21 protein-coding genes are annotated in these 24,237 nt (G+C 67.0%); 3 read left to right on the plus strand and 18 right to left on the minus strand.

Annotated elements, in window-relative coordinates; translation table 11 throughout:
* Nucleotides 1-61: 61 nt before the first annotated feature.
* The 11 genes from ACHL_RS23850 to ACHL_RS15615 all read right to left on the minus strand — a co-directional run bounded on the left by ACHL_RS23850 (nt 62) and on the right by ACHL_RS15615 (nt 11,235).
* Nucleotides 62-160: a 30S ribosomal protein bS22 gene (locus ACHL_RS23850; RefSeq protein WP_003792170.1), complete on the minus strand. Its 99-nt coding sequence runs from the start codon at nt 158-160 to the stop codon at nt 62-64.
* 191 nt (nt 161-351) lie between these two features.
* A complete protein-coding gene (locus ACHL_RS15570) occupies nt 352-564 on the minus strand; it encodes a helix-turn-helix domain-containing protein (protein WP_015938256.1) in 213 nt (70 codons plus the stop codon).
* Between the two features lie 183 nt (nt 565-747).
* Nucleotides 748-1,851 carry a 3-deoxy-7-phosphoheptulonate synthase gene (locus ACHL_RS15575; protein WP_015938257.1) on the minus strand — a complete coding sequence of 368 codons (1,104 nt, stop codon included), beginning with the start codon at nt 1,849-1,851 and terminating at the stop codon, nt 748-750.
* Between the two features lie 295 nt (nt 1,852-2,146).
* Nucleotides 2,147-3,166 (minus strand): acetylxylan esterase, encoded by a 1,020-nt coding sequence (locus tag ACHL_RS15580; RefSeq protein WP_015938258.1) that lies wholly within the window; start codon nt 3,164-3,166, stop codon nt 2,147-2,149.
* A gap of 9 nt (nt 3,167-3,175) precedes the next feature.
* Nucleotides 3,176-3,829 (minus strand): LutC/YkgG family protein, encoded by a 654-nt coding sequence (locus ACHL_RS15585; RefSeq protein ID WP_015938259.1) that lies wholly within the window; start codon nt 3,827-3,829, stop codon nt 3,176-3,178.
* Nucleotides 3,826-5,298 carry a LutB/LldF family L-lactate oxidation iron-sulfur protein gene (locus tag ACHL_RS15590; RefSeq protein ID WP_015938260.1) on the minus strand — a complete coding sequence of 491 codons (1,473 nt, stop codon included), beginning with the start codon at nt 5,296-5,298 and terminating at the stop codon, nt 3,826-3,828. The genes ACHL_RS15585 and ACHL_RS15590 overlap by 4 nt, the downstream gene beginning before the upstream one ends.
* Nucleotides 5,298-6,101, minus strand: coding sequence for a (Fe-S)-binding protein (locus tag ACHL_RS15595; RefSeq protein WP_015938261.1), 804 nt, complete (start codon nt 6,099-6,101; stop codon nt 5,298-5,300). The genes ACHL_RS15590 and ACHL_RS15595 overlap by 1 nt, the downstream gene beginning before the upstream one ends.
* Before the next feature lie 4 nt (nt 6,102-6,105).
* Complete coding sequence (locus ACHL_RS15600) at nt 6,106-7,605, minus strand: rhamnulokinase (RefSeq protein WP_015938262.1); 1,500 nt, start codon at nt 7,603-7,605, stop codon at nt 6,106-6,108.
* The gene (locus tag ACHL_RS15605) at nt 7,602-9,641 is read right to left on the minus strand and encodes a bifunctional rhamnulose-1-phosphate aldolase/short-chain dehydrogenase (protein WP_043794131.1); all 2,040 of its coding nucleotides are present in this window, start codon (nt 9,639-9,641) and stop codon (nt 7,602-7,604) included. The genes ACHL_RS15600 and ACHL_RS15605 overlap by 4 nt, the downstream gene beginning before the upstream one ends.
* A gap of 5 nt (nt 9,642-9,646) precedes the next feature.
* Nucleotides 9,647-10,813 (minus strand): L-rhamnose isomerase, encoded by a 1,167-nt coding sequence (gene rhaI, locus ACHL_RS15610; RefSeq protein ID WP_015938264.1) that lies wholly within the window; start codon nt 10,811-10,813, stop codon nt 9,647-9,649.
* Nucleotides 10,814-10,887: 74 nt separating this feature from the next.
* On the minus strand, nt 10,888-11,235 hold the full coding sequence (locus tag ACHL_RS15615; protein WP_015938265.1) for an L-rhamnose mutarotase: 348 nt from the start codon (nt 11,233-11,235) through the stop codon (nt 10,888-10,890).
* 150 nt (nt 11,236-11,385) lie between these two features.
* On the opposite strand from ACHL_RS15615, the gene ACHL_RS15620 reads away from it, so the two are divergent.
* Entirely contained in the window at nt 11,386-12,399 is a 1,014-nt protein-coding gene (locus ACHL_RS15620; protein ID WP_015938266.1) for a LacI family DNA-binding transcriptional regulator, read from the plus strand.
* 6 nt (nt 12,400-12,405) lie between these two features.
* Here the strand turns inward: ACHL_RS15620 and ACHL_RS15625 are convergent, their stop codons facing one another.
* The 6 genes from ACHL_RS15625 to ACHL_RS15650 form a co-directional block, all read right to left on the minus strand.
* Entirely contained in the window at nt 12,406-13,053 is a 648-nt protein-coding gene (locus ACHL_RS15625; protein ID WP_244266478.1) for a DUF1961 family protein, read from the minus strand.
* Nucleotides 13,054-13,080: 27 nt separating this feature from the next.
* Nucleotides 13,081-13,797, minus strand: coding sequence for a rhamnogalacturonan acetylesterase (locus tag ACHL_RS15630; RefSeq protein ID WP_015938268.1), 717 nt, complete (start codon nt 13,795-13,797; stop codon nt 13,081-13,083).
* 23 nt (nt 13,798-13,820) lie between these two features.
* Nucleotides 13,821-14,693, minus strand: a complete 873-nt coding sequence (locus tag ACHL_RS15635; RefSeq protein ID WP_015938269.1) for a carbohydrate ABC transporter permease — start codon at nt 14,691-14,693, stop codon at nt 13,821-13,823.
* Nucleotides 14,693-15,670: an ABC transporter permease gene (locus ACHL_RS15640; RefSeq protein ID WP_015938270.1), complete on the minus strand. Its 978-nt coding sequence runs from the start codon at nt 15,668-15,670 to the stop codon at nt 14,693-14,695. Before ACHL_RS15640 ends, ACHL_RS15635 begins: the two co-directional genes overlap by 1 nt.
* Entirely contained in the window at nt 15,671-17,203 is a 1,533-nt protein-coding gene (locus ACHL_RS15645; RefSeq protein WP_015938271.1) for an extracellular solute-binding protein, read from the minus strand.
* Nucleotides 17,204-17,391: 188 nt separating this feature from the next.
* A complete protein-coding gene (locus ACHL_RS15650; RefSeq protein WP_015938273.1) occupies nt 17,392-18,069 on the minus strand; it encodes a YesL family protein in 678 nt (225 codons plus the stop codon).
* Between the two features lie 239 nt (nt 18,070-18,308).
* Between ACHL_RS15650 and ACHL_RS24955 the strand changes: the two genes are divergently transcribed.
* A complete protein-coding gene (locus ACHL_RS24955) occupies nt 18,309-19,571 on the plus strand; it encodes a Gfo/Idh/MocA family protein (protein ID WP_015938274.1) in 1,263 nt (420 codons plus the stop codon).
* On the plus strand, nt 19,571-22,927 hold the full coding sequence (locus ACHL_RS15660; protein ID WP_015938275.1) for a family 78 glycoside hydrolase catalytic domain: 3,357 nt from the start codon (nt 19,571-19,573) through the stop codon (nt 22,925-22,927). Before ACHL_RS24955 ends, ACHL_RS15660 begins: the two co-directional genes overlap by 1 nt.
* Here ACHL_RS15660 and ACHL_RS15665 read toward each other — a convergent pair.
* Complete coding sequence (locus tag ACHL_RS15665; protein WP_015938276.1) at nt 22,924-24,210, minus strand: ABC transporter substrate-binding protein; 1,287 nt, start codon at nt 24,208-24,210, stop codon at nt 22,924-22,926. The genes ACHL_RS15660 and ACHL_RS15665 overlap by 4 nt on opposite strands.
* Nucleotides 24,211-24,237: the final 27 nt, after the last annotated feature.

Genomic DNA, 24,237 nt, shown 5'->3' on the forward strand with positions numbered 1-24,237 from the left:
AGAACAGAAATGCCCGCCACCTCGGAAGGCGGCGGGCATTTCCACGCTGTTCGAAGTATCTCTACTTCTTATTGCGGCGCTGGTGACGGGTCTTGCGAAGCAGCTTGCGGTGCTTCTTCTTGGCCATACGCTTGCGACGCTTCTTGATAACTGAACCCACGAAAGTTCCTTACAAACTAGATGCAGTACCTGTCTGATGGAAATGGTCCGCGGACAAAGCTACGAACTGAACAACTGACAGATTCTTACAATGACGTAAAACGTTCCTTAACAGGGTACCGCTTCCGGGGGGCGGCTTCTAACCGGCCCCGCGACCACCGGCAGAAATACCGGATATGCGGCGGGACTGGCTCAGGCGGTGCCTGCGTGCCCGTCCACTACGGCGCCCTTGAGGTACTGGTCCACGGCAGTCTCGGGCACACGGTAGGAGCGGCCAAAGCGGACTGCCGGCATTTCACCGGAATGGACCAGGCGGTAGACGGTCATTTTGGAGACGCGCATGACCTCGGCAACTTCTGCCACGGTCAGGAACTTCGCGTTCGAGAAGTTCTGTTCTGCGGACATTTCCCTATTTTCCTTTGCTGACGGATGGACACAGTGGACCCCAGGTTCGTACCAAATGCGGTGTTCCGATGCTGAGCCATCCACCAACCACCTATCCAGATACTCTAGATGTTCCTGTGGCAGAAGTGAAAGTAGTAGGGTCCCCCTATTTGCCCGGCGTCCCACCCTTCCCACTGGCCTCCGTCAGCCGCGGCGCTTCCGGGCTGAGGCGGCCAGCTGCTCCAGGACCGACGCCGAGACGTCCCACTCCATGCACGCATCCGTGACGCTCTGCCCGTAGACCAGCTCATCCCGGCCGGCCGCGTGCTCCACGACGTCCAGGTTCTGGGCGCCTCCCACCAGGAAGCTTTCCAGCATGACGCCGGCGATCGCCTGGGCGGCCGGGCCGCCTTCTTCAAGCTGTGCACCGATTTCCAGGGCCACTTCCGCCTGCCGGTGGTGGCTCTTGCCGCTGTTGGCGTGGCTGGCGTCCACGATCAGGCGCGGGTTCAGCCCCTTGCCGGCCAGGGTGGCGGAGGCCGCTTCGACGTCTGCCGTGGAGTAGTTGGGCCCCTTGCGCCCGCCGCGGAGGATGACGTGCGTGTCCGGGTTGCCGGCGGTGGCCACCAGCGCGGCCCGGCCGTCGCCGTCGATCCCCAGGAACGCCTGGGCTGCCGCGGCGGCACCGCAGGCGTCGATGGCAACCTGCAGGCCGCCGTCGGTCCCGTTCTTGAAGCCGATGGGCATGGACAGGCCGGATGCCAGCTGGCGGTGGATCTGGCTCTCCGTGGTGCGGGCCCCGATGGCGCCCCAGGAGATGAGGTCCGCCATGTACTGCGGGCTGATCGGTTCGAGGAACTCGGTGGCCGTCGGCAGTCCCAGGGCGGTGACCTGCTGGAGGAAGTGGCGTGCGGTCCGCAGGCCGGTGACCATGTCGTGGCTGCCGTCCAGCCGCGGATCGTTGATCAGGCCCTTCCAGCCAACGGTGGTGCGGGGCTTCTCGAAGTAGGTCCGCATGACGATCAGCAGGTCTTCCTTGTGCTTCTCAGCCTGGCTGACCAGCCGGCGGGCGTATTCCAGCCCGGCCTTGGGATCGTGGATGGAGCACGGTCCCACGATCACCAGCAGGCGGTCGTCCACGCCGTCCATGATGGCGCGGACTTCATCGCGGCCGCGTTCGACGACGGCAGCGGCCTGTGCGTCGAGGGGCAGGTCCGCGATCAGTTCGGAAGGGGTGGGCAGCGGGGTGAATTCGCTGACGCGCAGGTTCGAGGTGGATTGTGCTGCTGCGGCTGTTGCGGTGCTCATGTTCGGGTCCTGTTCCAGATGGGAAGCGGGCCCGGATTTCAGAACCCGCCGGAGAAACGGCGAAGGGCAGAGAATGATCTCTGCCCTGTTGGCTCTGAAGGAAAATTGGATGCGTGTCAGTTAGACGCGGGCCCCTCCAGAGCCAACGAAAAATACGCATACCAACGGTTAGTCATGGGAAGACCTTAGGCTCACGCCGGCCGAACCGCCAAATCGATCCCAACTAAGTAGCAGTAGATGTCGTTCTGAGGCTCCAAAACGACATCTACTGCTACCTAGTTGGGTTGGGGGCGGGTTACCCCAGGATCTTCCGCAGGAACTGCAGCTGCCTGATCCACTGGTGTTCCTGGCCGCCCTCGTGGTTGTTGAACCGGTAGACCTCGATCTCCTTGGCCGCCCCGGTTCCGGACGAACCGGTGTCCCCCGCGCCGTAGGCGTTGTAGCTGGCAAAGACCGTGGACGGCGGGCAGACGTCATCCATCTGCGCCACCGAGTAGAGCGCCGGCACGGTGGCCCAGCGGGCCAGGTTGACGCCGTCGAAATACCGCAGCACGGCGAGGATGGAGTCGTAGCGGTCCCGGTGCCGGCCCAGGAACTGGGCGATTTCCGGGTAGGGGCCGCGGGGCGTGATGTCGATGGCGCGCGGGAAGTCCTGCAGGAAGGGGACGTCCGGCAGCGCGGCGATGACGCCGTCGAGCCTTCCGGCCGCGAGGCCTGCGGTGGCCACCACTATGCCGCCGCCCTGGCTGACGCCGGCCAGCACCACGCGTTGGGGATCGACGGCGGGGTGGGACTGGGCGGCCTCCACGGCCCGGAAGGCGTCCACGTAGACGCGCCGGTAGTAGTAGTCTTCCTTGCTTCCGGCGCCCCGGGTCATCAGTCCGGCGTGCGCTACGTCCCCTGCGGACGGGTGCGGGTCCGGCGTATCGCCGATGAGGCCACCGTAGCCCTGTCCGCGGGTGTCCATGATGAAGTGCGCGTAGCCCGCCTGGGCCCACCGGGTGTCCTGGTTGACCAGGCCGCGGCCGCCGGAGTAGCCGGCGTACTGGACCACCACGGGCAGGCGTGCACCCGGTTCACGGTTGGCCGGCAGGTGCAGCCAGCCTTTGATGGGCGCCCCGCCGTACCCGGCAAACGTGGCGTCGAACGTGTCGATGAGGGTGAGGTAGTTCTCGACAGGTTCGAAGGTGGCCTCCAGCGGAAAGGCCTGCGCCTCGTCGATGGTGGTGTCCCAAAACGCCGCAAGGTCGTTGGGCGGTGTCACGTCGGAGGCGTACCCGCGGAGCTGGGCCAGGGGAAGGTCGAAGAGGGGCATGGCTTGATCCTATGACGCGGGAAGGTTCCCGGACTGCCTGGTGATGATGACGTCCAGCCGGCGTGGCCCGTGGACGCCTTCGACGCGTTCGAGTTCGATGTCCGAGGTGGCGCTGGGTCCGCTGATCATGGTGAGCGGGCGGGTGCCGTCCAGGCGGCGGAGTGCTTCGGGGAGAATCTGGGTGATGTCGCGGCTGTGCACCACGCAGATGTGGTGGTCCGGGATCAGCGAGATGGCGCGGCGGCCCTGGTCGGGGCTGCCGTCCAGGATGATGGTCCCGGATTCGGCGACGGTCACCGCGCTGGAGGTCACGACGGCGTCCGTTGCGTCGAGTTCGGTGACGGACCGCGCGCCGTGGGGGCCGCCGTCGTACGTCACCCTGGAAGGTTCCGTTTCCCAGGCGAGCCAGGCCGGGTCCAGGCCGGCGGGCACGACGTAGGAGCCCGCGCCGGCGAGGAGTCCCTGGATGGTGGCGGGCACGTCCGCTTCATCCACTACGGTGACCCCGGCTTTGTAGTCCTCGAGCCGGTCAACCAGCACGTCGATGCGTTCCTGCGCGTTGAGGTTTCCGTCCCGGCGGTAGGCCCTGGGGACGTCCGGGACGGCGGGGGCGTCCTGCAGCGCGGTGCGGACGGCGGCCAGGATGTGTTCGCGGGTGCTCATGATTCCTTGTGCTCCTTGGCCCACCAGTCGCGGAAGGACTGGGACGGGGGCGCGGGGATGTCGCGGCTCTGGGTCCAGCCGGCGGCGATGCCGGGCAGTTTCTTGATCTTCTTGTCCTTGCCGGCGGCGGCGCGGCCCAGGGGCAGCAGCTTTTCCACCGCGCCCAGCCGGCGTCCGTCGGACAGCGCCCAGGAGGCCGCCTTGAGCCCGACGTCCAGCTGCGACGGGAGGCCGCCGCGGTGGGCGTCCACATCCTTGCCGCGGAGGTGGACCAGGATGTCCGGGATGTTGATCTTGACGGGGCAGGCGTCGTAGCAGGCGCCGCAGAGCGAGGACGCGTACGGCAGCGAACCGTTTTCCTCGGCTTCGACGCCGGTCATCAGCGGCGAGAGGATGGCGCCGATGGGGCCCGGGTAGGTGGAGCCGTAGGCGTGGCCGCCGGTGCGTTCGTAGACGGGGCAGACGTTGATGCAGGCGCTGCAGCGGATGCAGTGCAGGGCCGAGCGGCCCATCTCGTCGGCCAGGGCGTTGGTGCGCCCGTTGTCCAGCAGGATCACGTGGAACTTCTGCGGACCGTCGCCCTCCGTGACTCCGGTCCAGAGCGAGGTGTAGGGGTTCATCCGCTCGCCGGTGGAGGAGCGCGGCAGCAACTGCAGGAACACCTCAAGGTCGGAGAACGTGGGCAGCAGCTTCTCAAGGCCCATGACCGTAATGAGGGTTTCGGGCAGGGTCAGGCACATGCGGCCGTTGCCTTCGGACTCCACCACACTGAGGGTCCCGGAGTCGGCGATGCCGAAGTTTGCCCCGGAGATCGCCACCTTGGCGGTGAGGAACTTGGCGCGCAGGTGGGCGCGGGCGGCCATGGCGAGGCGGCGCGGTTCGTCCGTGAGGTCCGGATCGACGCCGGGCATTTCCTTGAGGAAGATGTCCCGGACCTCGGTGCGGTTCTTGTGGATCGCGGGGACCAGGATGTGGCTGGGCTTGTTATGGTCCAGCTGGACGATGAGCTCGGCCAGGTCCGTTTCGTAGGCGGCGATGCCGTGCTCTTCGAGGTATTCGTTCATGCCGATTTCCTGGGTGGCCATCGACTTGACCTTGACTACCTCGTCCACGCCCTCGGCTTTGACCAGGTCGTGGATGATGCGGTTCGCTTCATCGGCGTCGCGGGCCCAGTGCACCGTGCCGCCGCGGGCGGTGACGTTGGCTTCGAAGGCTTCCAGGAGTTCGGGGAGCCGGGCCATGACGGAGGTCTTCAGGGCGCTGCCGGCCTCACGCAGTTCTTCCCAGTCCGGCAGTTCCCCGGTGACGTTGAGGCGCTTGGTGCGGATGGTGGAGGTGGCGTGCTTCAGGTTCCGGCGGAGCTGGCTGTTGCCGAGCTCGCGGCGGGCGGCCGAGGGGAACTTCTCCTCGGCGAAGAGGTTGCCGGAGCCGGGCCGCAGGCCGGGCATGCCAAGTGCGGTGCGGGACATTATTTGACCACCACTTTCACGGGTTGTCCGGCGGGTCCTGGAACGGTGACGGGTGCGGCTTCGGTGCTGGCCAGGATTTCCGCCAGGTGCAGGGTGGCCACGCCTGAGTCCTGCCGGGAGAGGCCGCCGCCGATGTGCATCAGGCAGGAGTAGTCCCCGCCGGCGCACACGGACGCCCCGGTGCTGCGGATGTTCGCCGCTTTGTCCGCCAGCATCGCCGACGAAACGTCAGCGTTCTTCACGGAGAATGTGCCGCCGAACCCGCAGCACTGGTCTGCCTCGGGCAAATCCAGCAGTTCCAGGCCCTTCACGCCGCGGAGCAGGCCGGCCTGCCGGTCGCCGAGCTTGAGCAGGCGCATGCCGTGGCAGGACGGGTGGTACGTCACCGTGTGCGGAAAGTAGGAGCCCAGCTGTTCGGCAGGGTCAGTGACGCCCAGGACGTCCACCAGCAGTTCGGACAGCTCATAGGTTTTCTTCCCGACGGCGGCGGCCCGCTCCTCGAGCCCGGCGTCCCCTGCGCGGCGGGCCACCATGGGGTGCTGGTGCTTCACCGACGCCACGCAGGATCCGGACGGGGCCACCGCGACGTCGTAGTCCTCCGATTCGAAGGCCCGGACGTGGTTGGCCACCACGGGCACGGCTTCCTTGAAGTAGCCGCTGTTGACGTGCATCTGCCCGCAGCAGGCCTGCCCCTTGGGGAAGACCACCTCGTGGCCCAGCCGTTCCAGGACCGCCACCGTGGCCTGGGCTGCCCGCGGATACATGCCATCCACGATGCAGGTGGCGAAGAGTGCGATTTTCATGGGTTCAATTCTGCGAGGCGGTAACGGGAAAGCCGGCGGGTTCGTAGCGGCGCAGGCTGGCTCCGGCGGCGATGATCCGGCGCAGCTCAGGCAGCCCGCCTGTCACAGCACCGGCGGCCCGGGCCTGCACCAGCACATTGCCCAGGGCTGTCGCTTCCACAGGTCCTGCGATGACCGGGCGCCGCGTGGCATCGGCCGTGAGCTGGCACAGCAGCGCGTTCTGGGATCCGCCGCCCACCACGTGCACCACGCCCACCGAGCGGTCAGCCAGGCGTTCAGCGTCGGCCAGGGTCCGGGCGTATCCGGCAGCGAGGCTGTCCATGATGCACCGGGTAATGGCTGCAGGATCGTTCGGCAGCACTTCGCCGGTGCGCCGAACTGCCGCACGGATACGTTCGGGCATGTTGTCCGGGGCGATGAAATACGGATCGTCCGCGTTGATCTGCGGCCCGCCGGATGGCAGCGCGGCGGCTGCGGCCAGCAGGGCAGTCAGGTCCGGCTGGAACCCTTCCGATGCCCAGGTGCGCTGGCATTCGCTGAGCAGCCAGAGCCCGCCGATGTTGCGCAGGTAGCGGATGGTGCCGTCCACGCCGCGTTCGTTGGTGAAGTTCGCCTCCCGGCTCGCTTCGGTGAGGACCGGGTGCAGCAACTCCAGGCCCACCAGGGACCAGGTGCCGGAAGAGACGTAGGCGAAGTCTCCGCCGTCGCCGTTTGTATCAGCGGGGACGGCAGCGACGGCGGACGCGGTGTCGTGCGAGCCCACGGCCACCACAAGGGTGCCGGAGGGCAGTCCCACCTCTTCGGCCATGGCCGGGAGCAGGGCGCCGTACGCCTCGCCGGGCTGGATCAGCGGCGGGAACAGGTCCTTCCGCAGGCCCAGCGCAGCCATGAATTCGGTGGCCCACTCCCCCGCCACGGCGTCGAACAATCCGGTGGTGGAGGCGTTGGTGGCCTCGGTCCTGCGGGCCCCCGTGAGCAGGAACGCGATGAGGTCCGGGATCAGGAGGGCCTGCAGCCCGCCGAGGTCCGGTTCGGTGGCCAGCTGGTAAATCGTGTTGAACTGCAGGAACTGCAGCCCCGTGGTGGCGTACAGCCGCTCCGGGTCCAGTGTCCGGTGGACCGGCTCTACGGCGGCCCGGCTGCGGTCATCGCGGTAGCTGAACGGCTGGGCCGCCAGGTTCCCGCCAGCGTCCACCAAGCCGTAGTCCACGGCCCAGGTGTCGATGCCGATGCTTGCGATCCTTTCGCCCTGCCCTGCGGCCACCGTCGCGGCCGTGCGGAGGCCTGCAAGCACCTCCGCGAAGAGGGCGTCGAAGTTCCAGCGGAGGCCGCCGTCGATCTCCACCACACCGTTGGGGAAGCGGTGGACGGTCTCCAGCGACACCCCGGACTCCGGCGAAACACGGCCGAGCATGACGCGGCCGGACGAGGCGCCGATATCGACGGCGGCGAACACGCCAGGGGCATTATCCGCGCCGTCGATATCGTGTGACAACGTACTCACCGGAGGAAGGCTGCGGCCACTCCGGCGTCCACGGGGATGTGCAGGCCGGTGGTGTGGGACAGTTCGTTGCTGGTGAGGACGGCGGCGGCGTTGGCCACGTGCTCGGGCAGGACTTCGCGCTTGAGCAGGGTGCGCTGGGCGTAGTACTCACCCAGTTTCTCCTCGTCCACGCCGTACACCGCGGCGCGCTTGGCGCCCCAGCCGCCGGCGAAGATGCCGGAGCCGCGGACCACGCCGTCGGGGTTGATGCCGTTGACGCGGATGCCGTGCTCGCCCAGCTCCGCGGCGAGCAGGCGCACCTGGTGGGCCTGGTCTGCCTTCGTGGCGGAGTAGGCGATGTTGTTGGGCCCGGCGAACACGGAGTTCTTGGAGGAGATGTAGATGATGTCCCCGCCCAGGCCCTGGGCGATCATGACCTTCGCGGCGGCTTTGGCCACCAGGAAGGAGCCCTTGGCCATCACGTTGTGCTGCAGGTCCCAGTCCTTTTCGGTGGTTTCCAGCAGCGGCTTGGAGATGGACAGGCCGGCGTTGTTGACCACCAGGTCCACGCCGCCGAACGCCAGGACAGCGGCGTCGATCGCTGCCGCGACCTGCGCTTCGTCGGTCACGTCCGCCTGGACGCCGACGGCGACGTCCGGCCCGCCGAGTTCTTCGGCCACCTTCTGTGCGTTCTCAAGGTTCAGGTCGGCGATGACCACGCAGGCGCCTTCCGCGGCGAGGCGGGTGGCGATGGCCTTGCCGATCCCGGATGCCGCACCGGTGACCAGTGCGATGCGGGTTGCGTGCGACTTGGGCTTGGGCATCCGGGCCAGTTTGGCTTCCTCCAGCGCCCAGTACTCGATCCGGAACTTCTCGGATTCCTCGATGGGGGCGTAGGTGGAAATCGCCTCGGCACCGCGCATCACGTTGATGGCGTTGATGTAGAACTCACCGGCCACCCGGGCGGTCTGCTTGTTCGCGCCGAAGGAGAACATGCCCACACCGGGGACCAGCACGATGGCCGGGTCCGCGCCGCGCAGCGCCGGGCTGTCCGCGTCCTTGTGCCGGTCGTAATAGGCCTGGTAGTCCTCGCGGTAGTCGGCGTGCAGTTCGTGCAGCCGTGCGATCGAGTCCTCAATGGAGGCGTCGGCCGGCAAGTCCAGGATCAGCGGTTTGACCTTGGTGCGCAGGAAGTGGTCCGGGCAGGAGGTGCCCAGGGCGCCCAGGCGCGGGTGCTCGGCAGCTTCGAGGAAGTCCAGGACGACGGCGTCATCGCTGAAGTGCCCCAGCTGCGGCTTGTCCGTGGAGGCCAGGCCGCGGATCACCGGTGCCAGGGCTGCGGCTTTGGCACGGCGCTCCGCTTCGGGCAGGGCTGCGTAGCCCGGGAGCCTGGCGCCGAAGGGGTCAGCCTTGCCGTTGTCCCTGATGTACTTTTCGGCCTGGTCGATGATCCACAGCGAGTTCTGCTCTGCTTCTTCGCTGGTGGCGCCCCAGGCGGTGATGCCGTGGCCGCCCAGGATGGTGCCGATGGCCTGCGGGTTGGCGTCCTTGATCGCAGCGATGTCCAGGCCCAGCTGGAATCCGGGACGGCGCCAGGGAACCCAGACCACTTTGTCACCGAAGATCTTGGTGGTCAGCGCCTCGCCGTCCACCGCCGTCGCGATGGCGATGCCCGAGTCCGGGTGCAGGTGGTCCACGTGTGCGGCGTCCACCAGGCCGTGCATGGCGGTATCGATCGAGGGGGCTGCGCCGCCCTTGCCGTGCAGGCAGTAATCGAAGGCGGCCACCATTTCGTCTTCGCGCTCCACGCCCGGGTAGACGTTCTTCAGCGCGTTCAGCCGGTCCAACCGCAGCACCGCCAGGTTCTGGGCCTTCAGCGTGCCGAGGTCTCCGCCGGAGCCCTTGACCCACAGGAGTTCGACGTCTTCGCCGGTGACGGGGTCCTTCTCGGTGCCCTTCGCGGAGGTGTTCCCGCCGGCGAAGTTGGTGTTCCGTTTGTCCGCGCCCAGGCGGTTGGAACGGGAAATCAGGTCTTCGACAGTCTTGTTGGTGGTCATGAGAGTTATGCGCCCCATCCGGCTTGCTGGCCGCCTGCGCGGTCCTCGTTGATCTGTTTCTGGTAGCCGCTGGCCTTGTAGGCGGCCATCGGATCGGCGGGCAGGCCGCGGGATTCGCGCCACTCGGCCAGTGCCGGGCGGACATCCGTGTAAAAGGCATCGTTGAAGATGCCGTTGGCGGCCAGGACGTCCCCGGCGCGCTGGGCCTCATTGAGCGCTGCGGTATCCACCAGCAGCGCGCGGGCTGTCATTTCCTGGACGTTCAGTACTGAGCGGATCTGGCCCGGGATCTTCTCTTCGAGGTTGTGGCACTGGTCCAGCATGAGGGCGACGCCCGAATCCTTGCCGAAGCCGCCGCCGCGGATCACCTCGTGCATGATGCGGAAGAGCTGGAACGGATCGGCGGCACCCACGATCAGGTCGTCGTCGGCATAAAAGCGCGAGTTGAAGTCGAAGGAACCGAGCTTGCCCAGGCGCAGCAGCTGCATCACGATGAACTCGATGTTGGTGCCCGGCGCGTGGTGGCCGGTGTCCAGGCAGACGAACGCCTTCTCGCCGAGCGCCAGGGTCTGGGCGTAGGAGGTGCCCCAGTCCGGGACATCGGTGTGGTAGAAAGCCGGTTCGAAGAACTTGTACTCGAGGACCAGGCGCTGCTCGTCCCCCAGGGCGGCATAGATTTCCTGCAGGGACTCGGCCAGGCGGTCCTGGCGGCCGCGGAGATCGTCCTGGCCCGGGTAGTTGGTGCCGTCCGCCAGCCAGATTTTCAGGTCGCGGGAGCCCGTGGCGTGCATGATCTGGATGCAGTCCAGGTGGTGGTCGATGGCACGGCGGCGGACGGCCTCGTTGGAGGACGTCAGGGAGCCGAACTTGTACTCGTCATCCTGGAAGGTGTTCGAGTTGATGGTGCCCAGGCCAACGCCCAGGCCTGCGGCGTAGTCCTTCAGGGCGGAGTAGTCATCCACCTTGTCCCACGGGATGTGCAGCGCCACGGTGGGCGCCAGCCCGGTCAGCTCATGGACCTTGGCGGCGTCGGCCAGCTTCTCCTGGACCGTGCGCGGCGTGCCGGGCGTGCCGAACACCTTGAACCGCGTGCCTGAATTTCCATAGGCCCACGAAGGGACCTCGATGGCAAGCTCTCCGAGCCTGCCCAGCGCCTTTGCTACGTCATTCATGATGGTTCTTTCCGGTGTCTTGTGCTGTGGTCTGTTGGGTACTGCCCCGCTGCAGGAGCTGGATCTGGCTGTGGTTACTGGGGTGTGGAACCTGCGGCCGCAAGCTGGCCGTCAAGGTTGAAGACCTCTTCCAGGACCTGGAACCCCTCGTCGGGCGCCTGGCCGGTGTTTTCAAAGAGCGTCGCCATTTCGGCCTGCCAGCGTGCATTTACTTCGGTCAGGGCCATGCGGGCCCGCACAGCGTCAAAGTCATCGCATTCGACGTAACCCACCAGGAGCCCGTCGTCCGCCAGGAACAGGGAGTAGTTGTTCCAGCCCGCTTCCTTCAGGGCACGAAGCATTTCCGGCCACACGGCGGCGTGGCGCCGCTTGTACTCATCGATCAGCGCCGGCTGGATTGAGGACCGGAAGCACACCCTCATCTGGAACTCTCCTGAACTCGCGGATATTTGAATCGTTTCATTGGTACGATTCAAAGTACTCTTGACCTGAGTAGGTGTCAAGCATTTCCACCCGGTCCCAGCAATTGGTCCGTGGAAGTCAGGGCATCCGGACCAGCAGCTCGGAGAATCATGAACCGCACCGCCAGTATCAAGGACGTTGCCAACCACGCCAGCGTTGCCGTGGGCACCGTCTCAAACGTGCTGAATTACCCGGACCGGGTGTCCCAGCGCACCAAGGAACGTGTCCTGAAGGCCATCGACGAACTGGGCTTTGTCCGGAACGACGCGGCCCGGCAGCTCCGCGCCGGCCACAGCCGCACGGTGGGGCTGATTGTCCTTGACGTGGGAAACCCGTTCTTCACGTCGGTGGTCCGGGCGGCCGAGGATGCCGCCAGCGTCCACGGCAGCGCAGTACTGCTGGGCGACAGCGGGCACGACGCCGGCCGGGAGGCCAACTACATCGATCTTTTCCAGGAGCAGCGGGTCCAGGGCCTCCTGATCTCCCCCGTTGGCGACGTCACCGAGCGGCTGGACCTCCTCCGCGAGCGCGGCGTGCCCACGGTCCTGGTGGACCGCCTGGCGGACGAGTCCAGGTTCAGTTCCGTTTCCGTGGATGACGACGCCGGCGGGTACCTCGCAGCCCGGCACCTGCTTGAGACCGGCCGCCGTCGGCTCGCGTTCGTGGGCGGCCCCACCTCCATCCGGCAGGTGTCGGACCGCCTGCAGGGCGCGCAGCGAGCGGTCGGGGAAAAACCCGACGCAACGCTGGAGGTGCTCGCCTCGGAAGGGATGACTGTGCTGGCCGGCCGCAGCGTGGGCAACATGCTGGTGGAACGCGGCAGGGCGGACCTGCCGGACGGCATCTTCTGCGCCAACGACCTCCTGGCCCTCGGCGTCATGCAGTCCCTCACCATGACCCATACCTTCCGAATCCCGGAGGACGTGGCGCTGATCGGGTACGACGACATCGACTTTGCCGTCTCGGCAGTGGTTCCGCTGTCCTCCATCCAGCAGCCCACCGAGGCGCTGGGCCGCACCGCCATCGAGCTGCTCACCGAGGAAGTGGAGTCCCAAAACCCCACGCACCGCGCGGTGGTGTTCACTCCGGAGCTCGTGGTCAGGCAGAGCACCGGCAAGGCGTAGGACGCGTCAGCGAAGCTTCTCCACCACCAGGTTCCGGTAGGCGGCCCGCAGCGGGGCCATCTGCCGGAACCCGATCCGGCCGCCGGGGAGGATCCTGCCCGAGGAGTCCGTCCACTCGAACAGGGTCAACCCGTTGATGGCAAAGGACACCTGCGGGCCGTCCTTCACCACTTCCAGGCGGTAGAAGTCCACGGCGTCTTCCGTGGGCGGCAGCGGGTCAGCGCCCTGTGCCACCAGTTCGAAGCCTGCACTCTTGCGAAGGTTGCACGTCCGGAAAGCCCGCTCGGATTCGTACTTGTGCCGGAAATACGAGACGTGCAGGGCATCGATGTCCCCCGAATGGTACTGCGGATAGAACCCGGTCCGCGGGGCCAGGTCCGGGCTGAAGAGGTCCAGCCCGCCCTGGCCGGCGGCGGCGAAGAACAACATGGCCAGGCCCGGTTCTTCGAGCGGCCGGAACTCCCAGCTGATGCGGATCCCGTCCGGAAACTCCTCCGGGCACCAGAACGTCCAGTGCGCGTGGTCCCCGAATTCGGCGTCGTCCAGTGAACCGGACAGCTCCAGCGCCCCGGAGTGGCTGCCCAGCTGCAGCGGCCCTTCGGCCACCCAGTCTGTGACGGCCGCCGGGCCTTCCAGCGCGTTGCTGTATAGCACCCCGGTGCTCCGTATGGCGGTGCCCACTCAGGCGCGTCCCGCCGTCGTGCCGGCAAAGGCCGCTGCCGCCAGGACAGCCGGGACGAGCTCCAGCTCCGCAAGCCGGGCTGCCACGTGCTCCGCAACCAGGGCCGCACCTTCCTGGGAGAAATGGGTGTTGTCCGCCAACCCGTCGGGCCAGTAGGCATGCTCCCCCGGGGCGAAGTGGCAGAACAGCGCCACGGATTCCTCCCGCCCCAGGCGGACGTACAGCTCCCGCGTCCAGGTGTTGAGGTCGATCACCGGGACGCCGAGTTCCAGCCCCAGTTCACGGACCACTTCGGGGTAGTCCTCCAGGCTGTCCTCCAGCACCTCGCCCATGCCGGCGGACGACGGCGGCACGTCACGGAAGTGCCGCCGTTCCACGGAGGTGCACAGCACCGGAGCCGCGCCCAGGGCCCGCACCTCTCCCACCATGGTGCGGAGGTTGGCCGCGTAGCCGGTGCGCGCTGCGAGGTGCTGCTTCTTCTGGTCGTTGTGGCCGAACTGGATGAGAACCAGGTCCCCTGCTCCGGCCTCTGCCAGCAGCGCCGCCCACAGCCCTTCGTCGCGGAACGATTCGGTGCTCGCCCCTCCCTTGGCGAAGTTGTGGACCGCCGCCTGCCGGTAGGCGTGCGGGGCCAGCTGCGCGCCCCACCCGCTCATGGGGTACTCGTGCGTGGGGCAGTTGGCGACGGTGGAATCACCGGCGAGCAGGATCTTCATGGTCTTCTTTCTCTGGTTATGGGTCAGCCCTTGACGGAGCCGATGAGCATGCCCTTGGCGAAGTGTTTCTGCAGGAACGGGTAGAAGATCAGGATGGGCAGGGTGGCCACCACGATCACGGCGAACTTGATGCCCTGTTCCGGCGGAATGTAGTTGGGGTCCACGTTGCCGGTGCCCAGCAGGTCCGAGGCTGCGGTGACCTGGCGCAGGTACATCTGCAGGGTCCATTTGGAGTTGTCGCTGAGGTAGAGCAGCGGCGACATGAAGTCGTTCCAGATACCCACGGCGTAGAACAGGGCGAACGTGGCCAGGACGGGCTTGGACAGCGGCAGCAGGATCCGCCACAGGATCCCGATTTCCGTGGCACCGTCCATCTTGGCCGACTCCTCCAGCTCGGCGGGGAGCTCCTGGAAGAAGTTCTTGATGATGATCAGGCTGAACGGGTTGATCGCCGCCGGCAGGATCAGGGCCCAATAGGAGTTGAGCAGTCCCAGGTCCTTGACCAGGAGGAAGGTGGGGATCATGCCGCCGGAAAACACCATGGCGAAGACCACCAGTGACAGGATGAGCTTGCGTCCCCGGAGGGTCTTCTTGGCCAGCGGGTAGGCCATGGTCACCGTGAACGCCAGCTGGACCACCGTTCCGACGGCGGTGACCAGGATGGTGGTGATGAGCGCCCTGGTGAAGGCCGGCGTCGAGAAGATGTACTCGTAGGAGCCCAGGCTGAACTGCTCGGGCCAGACGAAGAACGCCCGCCGGGTGATTTCCGCTTCGGTGGCGAACGAGCCGGCGAATACGTAGACGAACGGCAGCAGCGTGACGATGCCCACCAGGGAGAGGAAGACGTAGTTGGCGGCGTCGAACACCCGGCCGCCGGTGGTGTTGTGGATCTTCATTAGAACAGTCCGCTCTGGTTGAACCGCTTGGCCAGCCAGTTGGTGCCGAAGATCAGCACCAGGCCCACCAGGGATTTGAACAGGCCCACCGCGGTGGAGTAGGAGTAGGCGCCCTGGGTGATGCCTACGAAGTACACGTAGGTGTCAAAGACATCCGCGACGTCCCGGTTCAGGGCGTTGGTCATCAGGTAGATCTGTTCGAAGCCGGTGTTGAGCATCTGCCCGATCGCCAGGATCAGCATCACGATGATGGTGGACCGGATCCCGGGAAGCGTGATGTGCCAGACCCGCCGGAACCGGCCGGCGCCGTCGATGATCGCGGCCTCGTACTGGTCCTGGTCAACGGTGGACAGGGCGGCGAGGAAGATGATGGTTCCCCAGCCGGTGTTCTTCCAGATTTCCTGCAGCACGATCAGCGGCCGGAACCAGGCGGGATCGGACAGGAAGTCGATGTTGGTGCCCAAAAGGTTGTTCAGGAACTGGAACATCGGTCCGATGTCCAGCGCGAACAGCAGGAAGCTCAACGACGCCACGATGGTCCAGGACAGGAAGTGCGGAATGTACACCAGGGTCTGGACCGTGCGTTTCAGGATGGAAAGGCGGACCTCGTTCAGCAGCAGGGCCAGCACGATGGTCAGCGGGAACGCGATGCCCAGGTTCAGGAACGCCAGGATCAGGGTGTTGCCCAGCAGGCGCGGGAAGTCCGGGTTGGAGAAGAAGTCCTCGAAGTGCTGGGTGCCCACCCACTGGCTGCCGTTGACGCCCAGGAACGGGACGTAGTCCTTGAAGGCGATGGACACCCCGTACATGGGGCCGTAGCGGAACACCGCGAAGTACAGCACACCCGGCAACAGCAGCAGGTACAGCCACTTGTAGTGCGCGAAGTGGACGGAGAACTTGGCGTTCTTCCGCTCCCGGGCGGGCGGCCGGCTGGCCGCCCGCCCTGAGGCCTCAGCCTCGACGACAGGGGCTGCCATTTACTTGTTGTCCTGCCAGAGCTTGTTGATCTCTTCCTTGACCTTGTTGCCGCCGCTGGTGTCCCAGAGCTTGATGGCGTCCTTCAGCCCCTGCTCATCGAGCTGTCCGGCAAGGTACTTGATCCGGGCGTCGGCCACGATGTTGTCCAGCTGCGCACCCTTGGCCACGTAGGTGGCGGAGACGTACGGGGCGGCGGGGTTGTAGACGGCGCTCTTAAGGTCCTCAGCCATGACCTCTGTGCGCTTGTCGAAGACCTGCTGCTCGTACTCGCTTGCCTGCTTGACCGGGTAGAAGTTGTTGCCGGCCACGTTCATGCCCAGCTGCGCGTAGCTCTTGATATCGGTGCTGACAGCCTTGCCCTCGGGGGTTTCGGGCTTGATGGTGGCGGCCTTGCCGTCCTCCACGGTGAAGTTGACGCCCTCGATGCCGTTGTTCAGGAGGGTGGCAACCTCCTTGCCGTTCAGGGTGTTCAGCACTTCCAGGACCTTGTCCAGCTCGGCCTCGGTGCGGACGCTGGACTTGGGGACGGCCAGGAAGCCGGAGTAGCCGTCGGTGGGGTGGGCGTGGAGTTCGCCGTCGGGGCCTTCAAGGTTGCCTACGAAGCCCACCTTGTTCTGGAAGTTGTTGGGATCGGCCTGCTTGAAGAGGTTGACCAGGACGCTGACGCGGGAATCAACGTCCACAATGATGCCGCCCTTGCCGTTGAAGAACGGCTCGTTCCACTTGGTGCCGTCAAACGTGGCGAAGTCCGGGTTGATGAGCTTCTCATCCACCATCTTCTTGACGAACCGGTTGGCCTCAAGGAACTCGTCGGTCTCGAAGCTGGGGATCAGCTTTCCGTCCTTTTCGGTCCACCGGTTGCCGGCGCCGTACCATTCCTCGATCAGGTCGTAGGGGCTGTTGGTGCCCAGGGCGCCCCACTTGGGGATGGTGATGCCCCACGTGTCATTCTGGCCGTTGCCGTCCGGGTCCTGCTCGGTGAACGCCTTGGCCACCTTGTAGAGGTCCTCGGTGGTCTTGGGCGGCTGCAGTCCCAGCTTGTCCAGCCAGTCCTGGCGGAACATCACGGCGGCACGCATGGGCGCACGGCCGCGGTAGACGCCGTAGACCTTGCCGTTGATGCTGGCGTTCTCCTGGATGTCGGGGAACGTGGTCTTCAGGTTCGGGTACTTGTCGAGCTTGTCGGTCAGGTCCCAGAAAGCGCCCGCTTCGGCGTTCTTGACGAAGCCGGGGGTCTTGCCCTGGATGACCATGATCTGCGGAATATCGGAGCCGGCCAGCGTGATGTTGGTCTTGTCCTCGTAGGAGGAGTTGGGCGTCCAGGTGATGTTGATGTCTTTCCCGGTGAGTTCTTCCAGCTTCTTCTGGACGGCGCCGTCCGCGCTGGGCGGCTGGGCCTCAAGGAACGGGGCCATGATGGACACGCTGGTGAGGTCTGCGGCGGGTTCGTTGCCGCCGCCGCTGCAGGCGGTGAGGGAGATGGCGGAGATGGTGACGACGGCGGCCGCCAGGGTGAGTTTCCTACGGATCATGGCTTTTCCTTTTCCACTTCTTCGGGGTTTCGATTGGTCACACAGACCAGGTTGATACGTTTCATTTCTGGACGATTGGGCAGGGCAGGCAGGGCAGGGTTGGGCTTGCCTATGGACGGGCGCTCCGGCATACCCCATCGGAGCGGTGCCGCGGCGGGAGCCGCGCCGACAGCCAGGCGGTCAGCCGGTCAAGCGGTGGAGACGGCGGCCGACACAGGCCCGGCGCCGGCAGTGGCCGGTTCGGCGCCGGCGGCCACCGACTCGTCATTGGCGGTGAAGAACCGGTCGCAGAGCCAGCCCGTGGTGTAGAGCCACACGCCGGCGCTGAAGAACGGGATCAATCCGGGGACTGCGGTGCTGGCGTACACCACCGCTGCCGAGATGAACAGGAGAATGACCGTCCCGGCCAGGTGCCGCATGGCAAACCGGGAGGAGAGCATCAGGTACTGGCCCAGGGGCAGTTCGTAGCGGGCGTACATCGGAAACACATGGCACGCCACTCCCGCCAGGAAGATGGCTGCCACAAAAATTCCACCCGCCATCAGCTGCGAGAAGAGGTCCGGCCCGCCGGCGAAGAAGTTCCAGTTCATGGCCAGCGCCACTGCCACTGCCAGCAGCGGCAGGGCGAGGATGTTGGCCCGGCCGAAGTTCCTGAGGTACTCCGCCGCGAATCCGCGCAGCAGCGGTGCAGCCTCTCCACGGGCGCGTTTGCGCACCAGGATCTGCGCAGCAGCGGTCGCGGGTCCGACTCCGGCCACGCCGAGCCCCAGCAGGGTGAACACCAGCCACAACACGTTGAGGCATGCGATCCACAGAAGGGTGTCAAAGAACGAATAGGCCCGAGCGGCGAAGGTTCCGGACAGCATGGCACTTCCCTTCCGTTTCTCCATCGTTGCAGAGGCGAAGGCGCAAGTGGTCCGCGTCACGCCGGTAATCGGTTTCTCGAAAATCTAGACCCAACCCGAGTACTTGGTCAAGCCATTTTTTGAATCGTTACACAGCTGGACTCCGCCGCTCCCCATGGCGCACACTGATGATTGGAAAGCGCTTGCTGCATTGTGCCGGCGCGCCTTTAAGCGTGCCCTTGAGGGCAGAATGGAGAACCATGGGAACGCCCGCTGGCACCCACATTCCCGCCGTTTCCGCTGTTCATGATTCCGCCGGCGTGGCGGCAGAATCGGCAGGTGCCCGGCCGAATCCGGAAGGCTCCGGCCCGGCAGCGCGGATCGCGCTGGCAGGCGTGCACGGCTTCGGCACCCACCATCTCCGGAACCTTGGGCGCCTGCAGGCAGCCGGCGCCGTCGAACTGGTGGCCGTAGCGGATCCGCAGCCTCCGGCACCCGGCGCCGTCCCGCCGTCGGCCTCGGTATATTCGGGGCTGGATGACCTGCTGGCCGCAACGGACAACCTGGACATCGTCATAGTGGCAACCCCCATCCAGACGCACGCTCCCCTGGCGCTGGCCGCCCTGGCCACGGACGCCGAGCTCTACCTGGAGAAGCCGCCCGTGGCCTCGCTGGCGGACTTCAACCGGCTGTGCGACGCCGCGGCAGCGTCCGGGCACGGGGTGCAGATTGGTTTCCAGAGCCTGGGCTCGCATGCGCTGACGGCCATCGCGGAACTCCTGGCCGCAGGCACCATCGGAAACCTGGAAGGCATCTCCGCCACCGGCCGCTGGGTCCGTGACCGGGCCTACTACAAGCGGTCGCGCTGGGCAGGCAAACGCAGCATCAACGGCGTGGACGTGGTGGACGGCGTGGCCACCAATCCCCTGGCGCACGCCGTGGCAACCGCGCTGCGGATCGCCGGCGCCCGCACCGTTGCGGATGTCGCGTCCGTGGAAACCGAGCTGTACCGGGCCAATGACATCGAGTCGGACGACACCTCCGTGATCCGCATCCGCACCGCGGCCGGACTGGCCATCACCTGCGCCCTGACCATCTGCGCCACCGAATCCGTTGAACCGTACGTGACCCTCCACGGCTCCGCCGGACGCGCCGTGTTCCACTACACCGAGGACCGGCTGGTGGTGGAAACAGCCTCCGGCAAGACCGAGCAAACCTACGGCCGGGACGACCTCACCGAGAACCTGCTCGAACACCGCAACGCGGGCACCCCGCTGCTGAGTTCCCTCCTGGACAGCGGGGCGTTCATGCTGGTGCTCGAGGCAGTCCGGACCGCGCCGCTGCCCACGCTGATCGATCCCGCCTACGTGCAGTGGGAGGGTGAGGGCGAATCCGCCCACGCCGTGGTGGCTGGCATCGAGGAGGCGCTCGAGCGTGCCGGGCGCGAACATGCAACGTTCAGCGAACTGGGGCTCCCCTGGGCCGTTTCCGCGCCCGTCTCCTTCCCGGTTCCGTCCACCTGATGGCCCCGTCAGGCGGCACAGCCCCGGCGACAGCCGCAATGCAGGAAGCCGCCGGGGCGCTGCTCGCCACCGGCCTCCTGACCGATGGCCTGGCCGAATGCCTCACGGCGTCCGGGCTGCCCACCTTCAGCTGGCAGCTGGACCAGCGGGAAGGCACCGACCCATCCCGGGCCAGCCAGACGGCGTACGAAGTCTCCGTGCAGGACGCCAAGGGTCGCCACGCCTGGGGCTCCGGAGAAGTTCCCTCAGCTGCGCAGCGCGGGACCTATGGCGGGCCAGTGCTCGACGACGACACGGACTATTCCTGGCGGGTGCGCCTTCGCGATGCGGCCGGCGTCCCGGGCACGTGGTCCGCCTGGCACACCTTCGGCACAGGGCTTTCGGACTCCGCGTGGGAGGCAGACTGGATCCGGCGCGCCCCGGGCGGCCGCGCCCCAATGGAGATCCTGGACAACGCCCTCCGGGTCGCGGGAACGCCCGGGCTGCCCCTGCCGTGCCCTCCGGTCCGTGGTTTCCGGCTCGAGGCGCGGGTGCGGCCCGTGATGGGCTGGGCCGGCCTGGTCCTCCGCAGCAGCGGTCCGGGAACGGGGCTGCTGCTGGAACTCAATACGGCAGGCGAGCTGCTGCTGCGGCAGGTGCCGCAGTGGGACATTCCCACCGCTTCGGCCCCGGACACCCCCGTCCTGGCCAGGGCACGCGCAGACCGTACCCACACCGTCCGGCAGGAGCGCCTCCCGGGCAAGGACCTGGTTCCGGGGACCTGGCAGGACCTCACCGTCACCGATGACGGGCATACCCTCCGCGCGTCCCTTGACGGCGAGGAACTGCTGGCGTTCGAGGAGCCCCTCCCGGCAGGGACGTCCGGCCGGCTCGCCCTCCACCAAGGTCCGCGCAGCCAGGCCGAATATGCGTCGCTCCGGGTTTCCGGGGCAGGCTCCGGCGCCGGCACCCCCGCCGTCCTGCTGGACCACCGGTTCGACGCCGGCGAAGGCCATGCACGCGCTGACCTGGCGCACTGGCCCCGCACCACGGCGCACCGCCAGCCGGACGAATGGACCCTGTTCCGCACCTCGGTCCGGCTTAGCGGCACTGTCCGGCGGGCGCGGCTCTATGCCGCCGCCCAGCACCATGCCCAGTTATCACTTGGCGGCACGCCCTGCCTCACCACCACCTCCTTCGGCTACCCCGGTGAGGGCTACTACGATGCCGCGGACGTGACCGAACTGCTGGCATCCCAGCCATCCGGCCCGGACAGCACTGACGGCGCTGACGGGCAGGAGGGTGCGGACGTTCCACTGGCGGCCCTGCTGCACTGGTACGGCCCCGGACAGGGACGCGCGGCCGGGCTTCCCGGCCTCCTGGTAAGGCTCAGCGTGGACTATGCGGACGGCCGCTGCGACGTGTTCGGTTCGGGCCCGGGCTGGCGCGCCGCCGAAGGCCCCTACCGCCAGTCCGGATACCGGAACGACGAAGGCGACCCCGTTGAACACCTGGACGGGCTGGCTGCCGCCGCACTGGCCGCCGCGCCCCTGCAGGACCTGCCGCCCGCCGTCGGCTGCGGCAGCCACCCCACCCGGGAAGTCCCCCGGCTGCATCCCCGCCGGACCTCCATGGCGGAGGAATTCGTTGCCCCGCGCGCGTTCCTGGCGGCCGATGACGGCACGCTGGTGGCGGACTTCGGCCGGGTGCTTCCGGGCCGCCCGGAGGTGGATTTCCTCGACGGTGTTGCCGGCCGCACGGTGATGATCCGGGCCGGCTACACGCTTCGGGACGACGACCGCGTGGACACCGGCAAGACGCCCACCCAGAACACCGACATGTCCTTCCCGTACACGCAGGCCGCCGGGCCGCAGCAGTACCGGGCCACCGTGCACCTTGGCTTCCGCTACCTGGAGCTTCCCGGCGTGGACGCCGCGGACGTGTCCCGGCTCGGCGCCGTCGTGGTTCACGGCAGGCACCCCGGCGAAGGCAGCTTCAGCAGCTCTGACCCCACGCTGGACGCCGTATTCGGCCTCCTGCGTGACTCTGCGCTGCATGGCGTGCAGGAGCAGTTCGTGGACACGCCCACCCGGGAAAAGGGCCAGTTCCTGGCGGACGCCGTGAACATCTCCTACGCCACCATGTCGCTGTTCGGCGAGCACGCCTACACCGCGCAGGCGCTGCGCGAGTTCGGCTGGTCGGCGGGCAGGTACTGGACCGAGGGTGCGGACAAGGGCCGCTACAACGCTGTCTACCCCAACGGTGACGGCAAACGGGACATCCCGGACTTTTCCCTGATGCTGCCCGAGTGGGCCGAGGAATACCACCACCGCACCGGCGACCTCGCCCTGGTCCGTGAACTGCTGCCGCACCTGTGCGACACGGCCGACTATGCGCTGCGGTACATTCCGGCGGAAGGCCCGACGGCGGGACTGGTCACCAGGCTGGGCGGCGGCTCCGGCCCGTACCTGCACGGCATCGTGGACTGGCCAGCACCGGGGCGTTTCGGCTACGACATGGAGTGCGCCGCGAAAACCACGGTCAACGTCCAGGCCTACTCCGCACTGCTGTCCACCGCCCGGCTCTGCGGCTTTGCGGGCGAGCACGAAACCGCCGCCCGCTACGCCGAGGCTGCCCGCACGCTGGCGGCGGCCATCCGTGACCGGCTGCGGGTGGACGGAGTGATGGTGGACGGGCTTCACGGCGACGGCTCCCCCAGCGCCCACGCCTCCCAGCACGCGGCGTCGTTCCCGCTGTCCCTGGGCATTACGGACGCCGTGTGTGCTGAAGCCGACGCCCGGCGGATTGCGGACATGGGGATGCGGCAGGGGCCACTGACGGTCCACCGCCTGGTCCGTGCGCTGCTGGCACAGGGCATGGCAGACGCGGTCCTGGACCTTCTGACCTCACGTGACCAGCCCGGCTGGGCGCAGCTCCTGGAACGGGGCGCCACCTTCACCTGGGAGGCCTGGGACCTGGAGCCCGGCACCGACTACAGCCAATCCCATGCCTGGTCCGCCTCGGTAGCTAAGGAAATCCTCGAGCACCTGCTGGGCATCCGCTTCCAGTCCCCCGGGGGCGGGGAACTGCTCATCGAACCGCCGCTGTGCCGGCTGGAGCACGCCCGCGGCAGCGTCCCGGCGGCCAGCGGCTACGCGGAGGCCAGCTGGCGGCGCAGGGGCGGCCTGGTGGAGCTGGAATGTACCGTCCCCGCCGGCGTCGCAGCGGTTGTCCGGTTGCCCGCCGGCACTTACGGAATTAAGGGACCGACGCCGGATGCCGCCGTCGTGCGTTCCGTACCCGACGGCGCGGACACCGCCGCGACGCGCGAGTTCCGCGTGCACACCGGCACGTGGAGCTTCACCCCCGACGGTTAGAGGATGGCGCTCTTCGCTTCTTCCAGGGCCTTCTTCGCGGCTTCCTGCGGGGACAACCTGTTGAAGTGGACTTCCAGGGAGTACCGCGTCAGGGCTTCCACCGCGGCACTGCCGCCGGCCGGCGGAACCGGGACGGCGCCGCCCAGTTCACCAGAGATCTCGTCAATGAACTTCGCCGTCTTGGCATCGGCCGGGGTCAGCTTGGAAACCACTGCCGCACGGATATCCGAGTTTGCGGGGATGCCGCGGTCGGCCAGCCCGATCTCGCCGGCCTTGGCGTTGTTGGTCACGAAGTCGATGAACTTCTGGGCTTCGGCGGGGTGCTTGGTCCGTGAGCTGGCGGACCAGAACATTGACGACTTATAGAACTGCTGCGCATCGGCGGCGTTGCCGTCCACGCTCGGCGGCCGGCGGATCTCCAGGTCCTGCCCGGAGGCCTTGCTCAGGGCGCCCAGCTGGTTGGACCAGTACATGTTCATGGCGAACTTGCCGGTGGACAGCCCCTGCTGGTCGATCGAGGCGGTGGCGTCTTCGGTGATGACCGATGCCGGCGGGACAGCTTTGGAATCCCGCATCTTGGCCTGGTATTCGTACCATTCGGCCAGGTCCGATTCCTCGAATCCCAGCTTGCCGTCGTTGGTGAACAGTGATTTGCCGTGCTGCCGGAACCACAGGTTGGCCGCGGCGTCGGAGTTGACCTGGCCGGTGCCGTACACCTTCCCGCCACTGGCCTGGGTGATGGCGGCGGCCGTGCTGTCCAGCTGATCCCAGGTCCAGGTCTTGTCATCGGGAAGGGACACACCGCTGGCCGCTACCAGGGCGGGGTTCGCCATCACCACCATGGCATTGACGCCACTGGTCACGGCGTACTGCTTGCCCTCCACCTTCCCGGAATCAGCCACCGGCTGGTCGAACTTGGAAAGGTCAACGTCCTTGAGCTCCAGCAAGGCGCCGCGCCCGGCGTACTCGCCGAGGTACGCGGCATCCATCTGGATAATGTCCGGGGCGTCCTGGGACGCCACCTGGGTGGCCAACTTGTCCCAGTAGCCGCTCCAGTCGCCGTACTCCCCCTGGACCTTGATGTTGGGGTTCTCGGCTTCGAAGGCCTCGATGAGTTTCTCGGTCATCTTGTGCCGGGTGTCCGAGCCCCACCAGCTGAAGCGCAGCGTCACCGGGCCGTCCGAAGCCTGCGGCGCACCTCCGCAGCCCGTCAGCGTCAACGCCAGGACGGCCGCTGCCGCGGCAGCTATGGGCAGCAGGGACTTTCGGGCGCGAAACATCATCGTTTGTCCTTTGGCATCGGGATGCTG

The sequence above is a fragment of the Pseudarthrobacter chlorophenolicus A6 genome (genome assembly GCF_000022025.1).
Lineage (GTDB): Bacteria > Actinomycetota > Actinomycetes > Actinomycetales > Micrococcaceae > Arthrobacter > Arthrobacter chlorophenolicus.

What these genes read in the sequence shown, in the direction of transcription:
- ACHL_RS15570 (WP_015938256.1), bottom strand. Translation starts at nt 564, where the DNA reads ATGTCCGCAGAACAGAACTTCTCGAACGCGAAGTTCCTGACCGTGGCA.
- ACHL_RS15575 (WP_015938257.1), bottom strand. Translation starts at nt 1,851, where the DNA reads ATGAGCACCGCAACAGCCGCAGCAGCACAATCCACCTCGAACCTGCGC.
- ACHL_RS15580 (WP_015938258.1), bottom strand. Translation starts at nt 3,166, where the DNA reads ATGCCCCTCTTCGACCTTCCCCTGGCCCAGCTCCGCGGGTACGCCTCC.
- ACHL_RS15585 (WP_015938259.1), bottom strand. Translation starts at nt 3,829, where the DNA reads ATGAGCACCCGCGAACACATCCTGGCCGCCGTCCGCACCGCGCTGCAG.
- ACHL_RS15590 (WP_015938260.1), bottom strand. Translation starts at nt 5,298, where the DNA reads ATGTCCCGCACCGCACTTGGCATGCCCGGCCTGCGGCCCGGCTCCGGC.
- ACHL_RS15595 (WP_015938261.1), bottom strand. Translation starts at nt 6,101, where the DNA reads ATGAAAATCGCACTCTTCGCCACCTGCATCGTGGATGGCATGTATCCG.
- ACHL_RS15605 (WP_043794131.1), bottom strand. Translation starts at nt 9,641, where the DNA reads ATGACCACCAACAAGACTGTCGAAGACCTGATTTCCCGTTCCAACCGC.
- rhaI (WP_015938264.1), bottom strand. Translation starts at nt 10,813, where the DNA reads ATGAATGACGTAGCAAAGGCGCTGGGCAGGCTCGGAGAGCTTGCCATC.
- ACHL_RS15615 (WP_015938265.1), bottom strand. Translation starts at nt 11,235, where the DNA reads ATGAGGGTGTGCTTCCGGTCCTCAATCCAGCCGGCGCTGATCGATGAG.
- ACHL_RS15620 (WP_015938266.1), top strand. Translation starts at nt 11,386, where the DNA reads ATGAACCGCACCGCCAGTATCAAGGACGTTGCCAACCACGCCAGCGTT.
- ACHL_RS15630 (WP_015938268.1), bottom strand. Translation starts at nt 13,797, where the DNA reads ATGAAGATCCTGCTCGCCGGTGATTCCACCGTCGCCAACTGCCCCACG.
- ACHL_RS15635 (WP_015938269.1), bottom strand. Translation starts at nt 14,693, where the DNA reads ATGAAGATCCACAACACCACCGGCGGCCGGGTGTTCGACGCCGCCAAC.
- ACHL_RS15640 (WP_015938270.1), bottom strand. Translation starts at nt 15,670, where the DNA reads ATGGCAGCCCCTGTCGTCGAGGCTGAGGCCTCAGGGCGGGCGGCCAGC.
- ACHL_RS15645 (WP_015938271.1), bottom strand. Translation starts at nt 17,203, where the DNA reads ATGATCCGTAGGAAACTCACCCTGGCGGCCGCCGTCGTCACCATCTCC.
- ACHL_RS15650 (WP_015938273.1), bottom strand. Translation starts at nt 18,069, where the DNA reads ATGCTGTCCGGAACCTTCGCCGCTCGGGCCTATTCGTTCTTTGACACC.
- ACHL_RS24955 (WP_015938274.1), top strand. Translation starts at nt 18,309, where the DNA reads ATGGGAACGCCCGCTGGCACCCACATTCCCGCCGTTTCCGCTGTTCAT.
- ACHL_RS15660 (WP_015938275.1), top strand. Translation starts at nt 19,571, where the DNA reads ATGGCCCCGTCAGGCGGCACAGCCCCGGCGACAGCCGCAATGCAGGAA.
- ACHL_RS15665 (WP_015938276.1), bottom strand. Translation starts at nt 24,210, where the DNA reads ATGATGTTTCGCGCCCGAAAGTCCCTGCTGCCCATAGCTGCCGCGGCA.